Origin of the sequence: Prevotella sp. 20925_1_30 (genome assembly GCF_041433025.1) — a bacterium.
Taxonomy (GTDB): domain Bacteria; phylum Bacteroidota; class Bacteroidia; order Bacteroidales; family Bacteroidaceae; genus Prevotella; species Prevotella vespertina.
Map to the genome: position 1 here is coordinate 1 of NZ_JAPWAR010000040.1, position 12,248 is coordinate 12,248.

Consider the following 12,248-nt stretch of genomic DNA (forward strand, 5'->3'; position numbering starts at 1 on the left):
TAACTACTGATAAGTATGAAGTTGTATAGTAATTTTTCGTTAGTAGTGATAGAGTAGGATATATATAAGAGGTGAATTGTTATAAAATGCGAAAGGTAGTTGTCTCACGACAACCACCTTTCTTTTGACTAAACTTAATCTACAAACCTGAGTTTTAATTTTATATTATGAATGTCTTAAATTCTTTTTAATATGCTATTTCCATTTAGTTAATAGCCTTTCTTTATTCAAGAATACTATCTCTTAAAAGACAATGCAAAGATACGAGTTTGTTTTGTAACTTCCAAATACTTTCTAAGGAAAATGAGTTTTTATAGCTAAAAAATAACTTTTTATCTTGATAATAGGCTTATTTTTACTTTTGTTAAGGCTTGCTTTCCCCTTCAACGTATTCCTCTAGGAACATATGTTCACCATCGAATACTGCGTAAGTGAACTGCCATATCCAATCTCCAAGTATCAGCATGCGTACTTTCCGTGATAGTGTGAGATCTAATTCAATATGTCGATGACCATAGATATAATAATCGACGTCTTTATGTGTGCGCATGTAATCTTTTGTGAAACGCACTAAATATTCTTTATCTTCGCCCATGTAGGGAGCTTCTTTCCCATCAATACGTTTTAATCGGCTCTTTTTTGCCCAATTCAAACCTAATTGCATACCCCACCAAGGGTGGAAGAAGTTGAGTAATCGTTGGCATACTCGATTGTGAAAGACTTTCCTTAAGAACTGAAATATAGGATCTGGATCTCCTAGTCCATCACCATGTGCAAGATAGAAAACCTTATCGTAGATCTCGGTTGTGATGGGTTGACGATGAAGGATAACGCCACATTCCTCTTCTAAGTATCCGTAAGTCCAAAGATCATGATTACCTGTAAAGAAGTGCACCTCTACTCCCATATCTGTTAACTCTGATATTTTTCCTAGGAATCGAGTATATCCTTTTGGAACAACATACTTATATTCGTTCCAAAAGTCGAACATATCGCCTAGTAGATAAATAGCTGCAGCCTTGTTTTTTATGCTATCCAAGAAACGGACTAGACGGCGTTCTTGTGTGCGTCTATGTTTTATGGCTAGTGAACCAAGGTGTGCATCAGAAAGGAAATAGATATTTTTCATGTCTTTGAATTTTAAGTGAATGGGGTGTTAACGAGCTATTGTGGCTTTATTCAAAGCCTAATTCAACCCGTGCCTCCTCAGACATCATGCTTTGATCCCATACTGGGTCAAAGACTAGATTGATGTTAGCTGACTTTATTCCCTCAACACTTTCCACCTTTGTTCGTACATCTTCAAGGATGAAATCTGCTGCAGGGCAAGATGGTGCTGTGAATGTCATGTCCATGTCAAGATTACCTTTCTCGTCTACATCAATCTTATAGATCATTCCAAGATCATAGATATTTACAGGTATTTCTGGGTCATAGACGGTCTTCAACACATCAACGATTTTTTCTTCTATCTGTGTCTTTTCTTCTTGTGTCATATATTTAATTGGGTGTTAATTTATAATGTGTAACTTGTAAAGATAGTGTTAATAAGTGCAATAAAAAATGTTTTTAAATTGCCAGATGTTACCTATCTTTTGCAAAGATAGTAATTTTAAATAATAATCACAATAGCTTGCTAAGGAAAGAAGGGCATTTATCTTGGTTTTACAAACATATTATTGTATATTTGTGCAATGATAAAGAAGGATGATTATCATGGGTGATTGGTATAGTTGGAATATCACTTATCAAAATAAGAAGCCTGTAAGGATTACTGTTCGGGACGCTCTCGGAACACATGAGGTACAGCCTGGCAGTGCTAAGTGGAATGCTATCTTGGCTGAAGCTAATCAGAGTGCGCGAAAGAGTAAGGCTACTTCTAAAGTACAAAGAAGGAAGATTTGGGGACAACTTAATTTTAATGAAAAGCGTACCAAACTGCTTGTTTCGCTTGGCACAGCACTCTTTATTTTCTTGTTACCTCTTTGTATATATCCAAGTTACTTTGGTTTACATACACGAGAAGGTTATTGTGGACTCTTTTTGACAGCTCTTCTGTTCTCTTTCGGAATAGATGTTAGCATCTTTGGCATCTTTTGTTGGCGTGTTAAGGAGTATAAATGGTATACCAAGATTGGTTTTTCTATTTTAGGGATAACTTCTCTTTTCCTTATTATTAGGGGTGTTACAGCTTATATAAAGGACTTTGTGGATAATGATGTTGTTACTTATGAAGGCTCATTTACGCTAGACACAATAGTTCAAAGGCGTTCTTTTACCAATTATGTTATTACATGGGAAGGTGACACTCTATCCTCTTCTCCAGAGCATCTTATTAGCTATGCACATTACTTGGAACTAGAGCATTATAATAAGGTGAGAATTACTTATTGGCGGAACTCTGGTCTAGTTTGGAGTGTAGAGCCCTTAGGTGAGTGGCACGAGGTGGAAGGAAAGAACTGGTGGGAGTGGTAGACTTTTGTTTATTATCGAGCTTCGAGAGAATTCTTAGAGTCTTCCCTCTTCACGATAAGAGTAATATTGCCCATCAGTGAGGACTACATGATCAGCGAAGTGAATGCTTAGTAATTCGCATGCTTTCCGTATGCGTGTGGTAAGAAGATCATCCTCATGGCTGGGAGATGTGTTCCCACTGGGATGATTATGACAGAATGCAAGGATGGTAGTATTCTTCATTAATACCTCTTTCATCATAAGTCTTATATCAATTGGAGCCATAGTTAGTCCACCAATTGAGATACGTTTGGCCTCTATAAGACGAAAGTTTTGCTTCATCATTAGTATCCAACCCTCTTCAATGTCGAGGTCTTGAATGGTGGTGTACATATAATTGTAAATGGCTTCTGCACTATTCAGTAAGGGGACTTCTTCAACCTTTGCACGTTGCCTGCGTTTACCCAATTCACATGCTGCAAGTATCGTTATAGCCTTTGCCGGACCAATTCCTTTATATCCTTCTAGCTGATGTATAGATAACTTCCCCAGTGAGTTTAGATTGTTATGACAATCTTTTAAAATATGTTTCATTAGGTCGACAGCACTCTCATTTGCTGTTCCTGAACCAATAAGAATAGCCAATAATTCTGCATCACTGAGCACACTTGCCCCCAGTCTCTCCAGTTTCTCACGTGGGCGGTCAGCCTCTGCCCAGTTGTTAATGGATATACTTTTCATAGTTTAATGTGATATTCTTTTCTCCTAATAAGGTATATCAAATGTTCTCGTAACAGCTAACAAAATAGGAACGGACGCCTTCGTCTGTCCGTAGTATAAATGAAGTCCCTTGATAAACAGGGGCGTCTGTCCCTACTATGGCAAATTGATTCATTCATAGTGATAGGTTTTGATGATTGTAGATAGGCGGTTGTTATATTTTAATAGAGGGGAACTTTGAATTGTGAATTATGAATTAACTATAGAAGTTCTTTTGGTAGGCTGCAAACTCTTCACGGCTACATACGCATCGTTTCCACCATGCATTAATGAATCCACAGCCGTAACCTATGAGCTGATAAAAAGCTGCACGTATACTAAGGAAGCCGATTTTCAAACTATGATTTTGCATTGTTGAGTCTATACAGATGGTTGCACTATAAAGAAGAAGGGGTAATAACCCTAAGAAGATAAGGCTACAACCAAGAGTTTTAGCTGATGTGCAAACTATGATTAACAGCCCACAAAGGATAATCAAAGTGAGAAAGAGAACCCCAAGAGTGAATATCATAGGCAAGAGATGGACAACCTTCAGAGATTCAGGATACTTCTTATATAGGTTGATACGGGCAATACCTGAATTGTAAACCTGTCGCCAGAACTTGCGGAAGTCTGTGCGTCTTTTATGCCACACCCATGCCTCTGGGAAGAGACGACAGCGTTTCCCAGCCTTGAATATACGTATAGAGAAATCAATATCTTCGCCAAAGCGCATCTTGGAGAAACCGCCTAATTCCCTGTAAACATCACGACGAATACCCATGTTAAAGGAGCGTGGATAAAATTTATCTAGTTTCTTTTTTCCCCCACGGATGCCCCCTGTTGTGAAGAAAGATGTCATTGAGTAAGAGATTGCCTTCTGCGTATCTGTGAACGAATCATGCGCTTTGTCTGGTCCTCCAAAGGCATCTGCAGGTTCTCTCGAAAGCTCTTTGCTGATAGCTTGTAGATAACCTTCAGGAAGTACTACATCTGAGTCAAGGATGAGTAAATACTCTCCCTTTGCCCGTTCTGCACCATAGTTTCGACTCTGACCAGGTCCTGAGTTCTCCTTATAATAATAATGTAAATCGAGTTTGTCAATATACTTGTTGCAAACCTCCTCACATGTTACTTTTGAGCCATCTTCGACGATGACCACTTCAAAATCCGCCTCCTTTTGGTGGAGAAGACTCTCTAATAGCTCATCAACCTCATCTGGTCGGTTGAAAACGGGTACTATAATGCTGTACTTCATAACATTGCAAAGATAACACTTTGTTTGTGATTGGCAAGTAATTTAGCGTATTATTATCCTCATAAATATAACATTATCTTGTTAAGGTAATTACCTTTACGTATAGTTCGGATAATATGACAAGGTTAGAGAAAATTGTTAATCTTCTGTTAAACGATGGTCTTCTATTTTAGAGATTGGGCTGTTTTACCTATATTTGTACTAATAAAGTAGAAATAAATTAATTACTTATAGTTATGAAGATACCATCGGAGTTTGATCCTATTCGCCCCTTTGAACCAGAGGAATTACCAGTAGTCTATGATCGGATTCTTGCTGACAAGCAGTTTCAACAAGTGTTAGCATATCTTTATCCTGATGTTCCTATGGAAATACTGGAGCAGAAGATACGAGCTTGTAAGACGAATCTTGAATTTCAGAAAGCATTTTGTTATCCCTTCTTACAGCGTTTGGTGACGACCTTGAGCTTAGGTCTTAGTATGGACGCAACGAACATTGACATCCGAAAACGGTACACTTTCATTAGTAACCATCGTGATATTGTTCTTGATTCAGCCTTTTTGGATAAGTTGCTGATAGATGTTGGCTTCTCTACAACATGCGAGATTGCAATCGGAGATAATCTTCTCTCTGCTGATTGGATACGTGACTTGGTGCGTATTAATAAGTCTTTTACCGTTGAAAGGGCGTTACATTCTGTTGAAATGTTGCGTGCCAGCAAGCGAATGTCCGAATATATCCATTTCGCAGTGGCAGAGAAAAACGAGAATGTATGGATTGCGCAACGTCAAGGTCGTGCTAAGAACTCTAACGATCTCACCCAACCTGCAATCTTAAAAATGATGGTTATGGGTGGTGAAGGGAGTATTATTGATCGCTTGAAGCAGTTGCATATAGTTCCACTATCCATCTCTTATGAGTATGACCCATGTGACTACCTCAAGGCAAGGGAATATCAATTACGTCGAGACATACCTTATTGGAAGAAGACTGCCGAGGATGACTTAGAGAGTATGTTGATAGGTATCAAGGGATTTAAAGGTCATATCTTCTATCATTGTGCACCATGTATAGACGATTGGCTCGATACTTTGGATACTGATTTACCCAAAAATAAGCTCTTTGATGCCATCGCTTCTCATATTGACCACGAAATTCATAGTAGTTATAAGCTCTATCCTATTAATTACGTTGCCCTTGATATGATTCAAGACACGAAGGTTTACGAGGAGTATTACACGCAGGATGATTACGAAAAGTTCGATTCCTACCTTGCAGGACAGATTGAGAAGATTGATATAGAGAATCGTGATGAGCAATTCTTGCGTACTTGCTTGCTCACACAATACGCTTATCCCGCAAAAAATTATATAGATGCATCTTCAGAAAGTGGGCGTTTAAAATCGTTGTTGAATCGTCTTACTTTTAAGAAATAAACCTCTGTGAGTACGAGAATCAATAGTAAGATACAGGGCGGAATGACCATAGTAATGTTGCTTGTAACATTACTTATGGTTGTTGCCTGTAAGCATGACTTCTTCGAAAAGGGTGATTCTGGCTTGTCATACCTTAACACTGACTTTGTTGAAGTGCGTTCAAATGATGCTTCCGAACTGGTTGAGGCTGTCACAGACAAGGGTGAACACTTGTCGTTACGACCTCATGTAAAAAAGCTATGGGCGGTTAAACCCGACACGACTTACCGTGCAATGCTATATTATAATAAGGTGGTTGAAGGTGTGACAAAGGCTATTGATATTAGTCCTGTACCTGTTTTGCAGATGAAGTTTGCATTGGATGTGGTAGATATACACACTGATCCTGTGACATTTGAGAGTGCTTGGATAAGTAAGAGTCGCCGTTATCTTAACCTTGGATTGTCTTTGAAAACAGGTAAAGTTGATGATAAAAAGGTTGCACAATCGTTAGCTATTGTTGTTGACTCGGTAAAAAGAAGGTTAGATGGAGGTAAGAACTTCTATATGCGATTGTATCATGCGCAGAATGGCGTACCAGAGTATTACAGTGCACGTATATTTGTTAGTATGCCAATGACGAATATTCAGACGAGAGACTCCATTGTTTTAGACATCAATACCTATAATGGAATGGTTAGAAAATACTTCTGATAATATCCCTTTTTAGTATAGTTTGTTTTATATAACGTCGTTCTTTGTCGTTTACAAGACGCCTACCTATTATCTTCAAGAGTGTTTTTTAAATGATAGGAGATTGTTATGTTGATTTGAAGGTATGTTTTTATATTCAAAAAAATAGACTAATAATAACATGAAAATAAATTGATTCTTTGAAAAAAATAAACTAAAAATTAATTCAAGGAAGTCTTTTTTCGGACATAAGAAAAGCTGTATCGAAATGTAGATACAGCTTTTCTTGTTCTTAAAATGATGTGTTTTTTGTGCGTAAATGCCCTTACTTTAATACTTCAAGTTCCTTACCAACTTTGATGAAGGCTGCTATACACTTGTCAAGTTGCTCACGATTGTGACCTGCCGAGATTTGAACTCGAATGCGAGCCTGCCCCTTTGGAACAACAGGATAGTAGAACCCTGTAACATAGATACCCTCTTCTAACAACTTAGCTGCATATACTTGAGATAGTTTAGCATCGTAGAGCATAACGGCACAGATGGCACTTTGGGTGGGTTTAATATCGAATCCAGCAGCCAACATGTGGTCTCTAAAGTAGTTAACGTTCTCTACCAGCTGATCATGAAGGGCGTTGCTTTCCTTCAACATCTTAAATACTTCAAGGCTCGCACCGATGATACAAGGTGCAAGAGAGTTGGAGAAGAGGTATGGGCGACTGCGTTGACGAAGCATATCAATAATCTCCTTACGTCCAGTAGTGAATCCTCCTAATGCTCCACCGAATGCTTTTCCTAAGGTTCCAGTATATATGTCCACACGACCATAGGTCTTGCAAAGCTCGCTAACACCATGACCAGTAGCACCAACAACGCCCGCTGAGTGTGATTCATCAACCATTACGAGAGCGTCATACTTCTCTGCAAGGTCGCAAATCTTGTCTATTGGAGCCACATTACCATCCATTGAGAACACGCCATCAGTAACAATAATGCGGAAACGTTGGACTTGTGCCTCTTGCAAGCAACGCTCTAAATCAGCCATATCTGCATTGGCATAACGATAACGTTTAGCTTTGCAAAGGCGCACACCATCAATGATAGAGGCGTGATTTAGCGCATCGGAAATGATAGCATCTTCGTCTGTGAACAAAGGTTCGAATACACCTCCATTAGCATCAAAGCATGCTGCATAGAGGATAGTATCTTCTGTTTTGAAGTATTCGGAGATAGCAGCTTCAAGCTCTTTATGTCCATCTTGTGTACCACAGATAAAGCGTACTGATGACATACCGAAGCCTCTCTTGTCCATCATCTTCTTGGCACCTTCAATCAGACGAGGGTGATTGGAAAGCCCCAAATAGTTATTGGCGCAGAAGTTCAAAACCTCTTTACCTTTTACTTCAATTGCTGCACTCTGTGGGCTTTCGATGATTCTTTCATTCTTGTAAAGCCCTGCTTCTGTTATCTCTGCAAGTGAGTTGCAGAGATATTCTTTCATCTTTCCATACATAACATTAGATTCTTTTAATTGTTATACAGGGCAAAGTAAGGTATAAAAAACGAGAATAAGGATGTTTTACAATGCTTTTTTGTAATAGAATCAGTAATTTTGATAATTTTAAGATATCGAAGAGCTCTATTCGATAAAAATATGTTTACTTTGCAACAAAATGGATTATCAACTTATCTATATATATGAAAAATGTTTTGGTGATAGGCTCCACTGGGCAGATAGGCTCAGAGCTTACCAGGGAATTGAGAAAGTGTTATGGCAATGAGAACATCGTCGCTGGTTATATTAAAGGTGCTGAACCTACGGGTGAACTGAGGGATGGTGGACCTTTTGCAGAGGCTGATGTTACAAACCCGCAAATGATTGCGGAGGTTGTAAAGAAGTATCATGTTGATACGATTTATAACCTTGCAGCCTTGTTGTCTGTCGTGGCGGAGAATAAGCCACAGTTAGCTTGGAAGATTGGTATTGATGGTCTTTGGAACATCTTGGAAGTTGCACGTGAGAATCAATGTGCGGTCTTCACGCCTAGTTCTATAGGCTCATTTGGTCCGAGTACACCTCGTGTCAAGACACCACAGGATACGATACAGCGTCCAAGAACTATCTATGGTGTGTCAAAGGTTGCTACTGAATTGTTGAGTGATTATTACTTCAATAAATATGGAGTAGATACTCGTTCTGTACGTTTCCCTGGTTTGATTTCTTATGTGACACCTCCTGGTGGTGGTACAACTGACTATGCTGTCGATATCTACTACTCGGCTGTTCGAGGTGAAAAATTTGTGTGCCCAATTAAGAAAGGTACACTGATGGATATGATGTATATGCCTGATGGATTGAATGCAGCCATTTCCTTAATGGAGGCTGACCCATCCCGTTTGGTGCATCGTAACGGCTTCAACATTGCATCGATGAGCTTTGATCCTGAAGAGATATTCAATGTTATTAAGCGTCATAAGCCCGACTTTGAGATGGAATATAATGTTGATCCACTCAAGCAGAGCATTGCCGACAGTTGGCCTGATAATTTAGATGATAGTTGTGCACGTGAGGAATGGGATTGGAAACCACAATTTGATTTGGAATCCATGACGATTGATATGCTAAAGAACTTAAAGGTAAAGTTGAAATAGTCCTTTTAAAGATAAAAGAGAGGCAGATTATCATCTTGATAACTGCCTCTCTTTCTTGTTTATAAGTAAATGTATAAGTTACTACAGATAATTTCTGAGTTTACTTTTATTATCTTCTTTTTCCTTTAGGAGCTGGTTTCTTTCCTACAGGCTTTTTACCAGTAGAAGTCTTTTTTGTACCTTGTTTGTTGGTTGTCTGACTAGTAGATGTAGTCTTCTCTGGTTCTATCTTTTCAGGCATCTTGTTCTCTGGACGTGCAAATCCATCCTTTGTTGCAAGCTTACTCATAGTTTTGATACGCTTGTCAAGATCTGGGTGTGAAGAGAACATACGCTTCCATTTACCTTCTTTTTGGATACCTTGGTCTTCTTCGAGTTTCTTTAATTTCTCGAAAGATAGTGCAATAGCCCATGGATTTTTGCCATTCTCTTTCAGAAACTCATATCCGTAAGCATCTGCCTGACTCTCTTGTTTCTGAGAGTAAGTGGCATTGAGGAGTGATTCGCCTAGTTCACCAAGTTGTGAATCAGTAAGTGCTGCGGCTTTACCATTGGTTGCAGCGAGTCCATCTTTGAGCGCAGAAGTAAGTAGGGAGGTACGGAATCTTTTCTTAGAGTCTTTATGTGCAACGTGACCAATCTCATGTCCAATAACGCCCAAAAGTTCTTCGTCTGTCATAAGATCCATGAGGGATGAGAATACTCGTACGCTTCCATCAGGGCAGGCAAAGGCATTGACGTCTGTTACATAGTAAACTTTAAAGTTCAAAGGGATTCCTTCTACATTGGTAAGACCTTGTGTTAATTTGTTAAGACGCTTTGTGTAAGGGCTGCGAGCATCGCAAACTTTGTTGTTCTTATCCAACCAAGCAACGTATTCTTTTACGTAATTTGCCATGTCCGCATCTGTCAAAGTTGCAGCTTTGGCTGCTTTTACGGCACCACTTGCAGCTTTCCCTATATTGAACTGCGCCTTCATTGGTGTTGCTCCTGCAATGAGTAATGTGGCAATACATACACTGTAAAATCTCTTTCTCATACGAACTGTTTTGTTTGTTAAAGTTAATTTGTGACAAATATATGGATATTCTTTTGAATAGTCAAGTCTTTTATCAATTTTATTTCATCAAATACGGACAACCATGAGGGTTGTCCGTATGATATTTAAATGTCTTAGTTTTTATTGTTACCAAAGAATCGAAGAAGATAAAGGAAGAGGTTGATAAAGTCGAGATAGAGACTCAATGAACCTAGGAGTGCTATCTTTTGGGCTGATTCTCCACTATCTGGAGCCATGAGAAGGTTACGTTTGATTGCTTGTGCATCCCATGCGGTGAGACCTGTAAAAATGAGCACTCCAACAATGCTGACTATATAATCCATTGTGGAACTGTGCAAGAAGAGGTTGACTAGACTAGCTATAATCAAACCAATTAATGCCATGAAGAGTACTCCTCCGAACTTTGTTAAATCCTTCTTCGTCGTTGATCCTATTAATGCCATTGCTCCAAAGGTTCCTGCAGTGACAAAGAAGGTTTTGGCAATGATGGCTATTTTGTATACTGCAAATATCCATCCAAGGGTTAGACCATTGATGGCAGAGAAGAGGATAAACCATAGGGTTGCGCTGGCAAGAGATAGCTTATAGATGCGAGATGATAGATACCATACGATGCCAAACTCCACTAAGGCTGCAATAAGCATAGGACCTTTACTAATGTAGAGAGCTTGGATAAGTGCAGGAGAACTACCTGCCCCATAAGCAACAATACCTGTAATGGCGAGTGCCATTGCCATCCATACATATACCTTACGCATTAGGGCTGGAAATGCGCGTGCCATTTCTAGGTCACGATCATGGTTATTAACCACTTTTGAATAGTTGTTGAAATCCATATTCATTTCTTTTTGTTTTGTTTTCTGTTTGTTTCTTCTTTATTGTGGAACTCTACTGATAATAATGAGAGCTTCTTCTTCTTTTTTGCTTAATGGACAAATGCTATGCCATTTAGCTACAAATATAAATGAAAGAAAAGAGTCTAACAAATATAATAATCGTTTTTTACATCTTTTAGGAGAGTAGTGGTAGATGTTGCATATACCTTAATCATATATAATTATGTGTATGTGGTATGGTAAAGGAGAATTTATTGTCGTTTTTTGTATTGTGACAAGTTCTATTTAGAGGGGGATCCTGTTGTTGTTGTGAATACTATTTCGAGTTTTATACGCTTCGTTAGTTGTTTTTTGTTATGTAATAGCTTGTTATTAAAAAATATTGTTACTTTTATTCAAAAATACTTGTTTTTTATAAATTAAATATCTATATTTGTTGCGTTAAAGCATAAACATACGCTTATGAAAGTGAAGAATAGTAGACTAGAAGCATTGAAAATGTTGATATCTAGTATGGAACTTAGTTCTCAAGAAGAGGTTTTGAGAGCCTTAGAGGCAGAAGGATTTCAATTGACACAAGCAACGCTCAGTCGTGATCTTAAGCAGTTAAAAGTGGCTAAAGCTGCTTCCATGAATGGAAAATATGTGTATGTTTTACCAAACGAGACTATGTATAAGCGGGTTACAACACCCCGAAAGGCTGCAGAAATGTTACAGCGTAGTGGTTATATTTCTGTGAATATCTCGGGGCAATTGGCCATTGTGAAGACTAGACCAGGTTATGCCAGTGCTATTGCATATGATATTGATGCAAGTGATTCGGATTATATTTTGGGAACAATAGCAGGAGATGATACTATCTTTGTCGCCATCCGTGAAGGTGTTACACGTGGGCAGATTTTACGGGTTTTGTCGTATGTAATCCCAGAGATTGGATAATATCAATGATATTTATTTAAATTCATCAAACCCTCAATATAATATGGTGTAGAGCTTTATAACCTATTTTCTCACACAGATAGATCCAGAAAATAATACTTTTTTGAAACTTTTTCTTTAAAACATTTGGTAGTTTTTGATAAAGTATATACCTTTGCACTCGCTTTTACGAAATAAGCCAC

The 12,248-nt window shown here is 38.5% G+C and carries 12 protein-coding genes; 5 read left to right on the forward strand and 7 right to left on the reverse strand.

All coding sequences use genetic code 11. The features are described from left to right. Nucleotides 1-364: 364 nt before the first annotated feature. Both O3603_RS11370 and O3603_RS11375 read right to left on the reverse strand, forming a co-directional pair. Complete coding sequence (locus tag O3603_RS11370) at nucleotides 365-1,129, reverse strand: UDP-2,3-diacylglucosamine diphosphatase (RefSeq protein WP_155716002.1); 765 nt, start codon at nucleotides 1,127-1,129, stop codon at nucleotides 365-367. Nucleotides 1,130-1,175: 46 nt separating this feature from the next. Continuing rightward, entirely contained in the window at nucleotides 1,176-1,496 is a 321-nt protein-coding gene (locus O3603_RS11375; RefSeq protein WP_009433903.1) for a metal-sulfur cluster assembly factor, read from the reverse strand. 220 nt (nucleotides 1,497-1,716) lie between these two features. Here O3603_RS11375 and O3603_RS11380 point away from each other — a divergent pair, with 220 nt between their 5' ends. Then, the gene (locus O3603_RS11380; RefSeq protein WP_371522921.1) at nucleotides 1,717-2,475 is read left to right on the forward strand and encodes a hypothetical protein; all 759 of its coding nucleotides are present in this window, start codon (nucleotides 1,717-1,719) and stop codon (nucleotides 2,473-2,475) included. Nucleotides 2,476-2,508: 33 nt separating this feature from the next. Here the strand turns inward: O3603_RS11380 and radC are convergent, their stop codons facing one another. Together radC and O3603_RS11390 are read right to left on the reverse strand one after the other, a co-directional pair. Further along, nucleotides 2,509-3,195: a DNA repair protein RadC gene (gene radC, locus O3603_RS11385; RefSeq protein ID WP_315441220.1), complete on the reverse strand. Its 687-nt coding sequence runs from the start codon at nucleotides 3,193-3,195 to the stop codon at nucleotides 2,509-2,511. A 235-nt stretch (nucleotides 3,196-3,430) separates the two neighbouring features. Then, nucleotides 3,431-4,471: a glycosyltransferase family 2 protein gene (locus tag O3603_RS11390; RefSeq protein ID WP_371522923.1), complete on the reverse strand. Its 1,041-nt coding sequence runs from the start codon at nucleotides 4,469-4,471 to the stop codon at nucleotides 3,431-3,433. Between the two features lie 236 nt (nucleotides 4,472-4,707). On the opposite strand from O3603_RS11390, the gene O3603_RS11395 reads away from it, so the two are divergent. Together O3603_RS11395 and O3603_RS11400 are read left to right on the forward strand one after the other, a co-directional pair. Further along, nucleotides 4,708-5,907 carry an acyltransferase gene (locus tag O3603_RS11395; RefSeq protein WP_314518777.1) on the forward strand — a complete coding sequence of 400 codons (1,200 nt, stop codon included), beginning with the start codon at nucleotides 4,708-4,710 and terminating at the stop codon, nucleotides 5,905-5,907. 42 nt (nucleotides 5,908-5,949) lie between these two features. Further along, the gene (locus O3603_RS11400) at nucleotides 5,950-6,600 is read left to right on the forward strand and encodes a NigD-like C-terminal domain-containing protein (RefSeq protein ID WP_371522931.1); all 651 of its coding nucleotides are present in this window, start codon (nucleotides 5,950-5,952) and stop codon (nucleotides 6,598-6,600) included. A gap of 304 nt (nucleotides 6,601-6,904) precedes the next feature. Here the strand turns inward: O3603_RS11400 and kbl are convergent, their stop codons facing one another. Next, the gene (kbl, locus tag O3603_RS11405) at nucleotides 6,905-8,092 is read right to left on the reverse strand and encodes a glycine C-acetyltransferase (protein WP_371522925.1); all 1,188 of its coding nucleotides are present in this window, start codon (nucleotides 8,090-8,092) and stop codon (nucleotides 6,905-6,907) included. 185 nt (nucleotides 8,093-8,277) lie between these two features. Between kbl and O3603_RS11410 the strand changes: the two genes are divergently transcribed. Next, on the forward strand, nucleotides 8,278-9,231 hold the full coding sequence (locus O3603_RS11410) for an NAD-dependent epimerase/dehydratase family protein (RefSeq protein ID WP_371522927.1): 954 nt from the start codon (nucleotides 8,278-8,280) through the stop codon (nucleotides 9,229-9,231). A gap of 109 nt (nucleotides 9,232-9,340) precedes the next feature. On the opposite strand, the gene O3603_RS11415 is transcribed toward O3603_RS11410, so the two are convergent. Then, nucleotides 9,341-10,270 carry a M48 family metallopeptidase gene (locus O3603_RS11415; protein ID WP_314868379.1) on the reverse strand — a complete coding sequence of 310 codons (930 nt, stop codon included), beginning with the start codon at nucleotides 10,268-10,270 and terminating at the stop codon, nucleotides 9,341-9,343. A gap of 134 nt (nucleotides 10,271-10,404) precedes the next feature. Then, nucleotides 10,405-11,133: a Bax inhibitor-1/YccA family protein gene (locus tag O3603_RS11420; protein WP_371522929.1), complete on the reverse strand. Its 729-nt coding sequence runs from the start codon at nucleotides 11,131-11,133 to the stop codon at nucleotides 10,405-10,407. Between the two features lie 456 nt (nucleotides 11,134-11,589). Here O3603_RS11420 and O3603_RS11425 point away from each other — a divergent pair, with 456 nt between their 5' ends. After that, a complete protein-coding gene (locus O3603_RS11425; RefSeq protein WP_009434008.1) occupies nucleotides 11,590-12,066 on the forward strand; it encodes an arginine repressor in 477 nt (158 codons plus the stop codon). The last annotated feature ends 182 nt before the right edge of the window (nucleotides 12,067-12,248 follow it).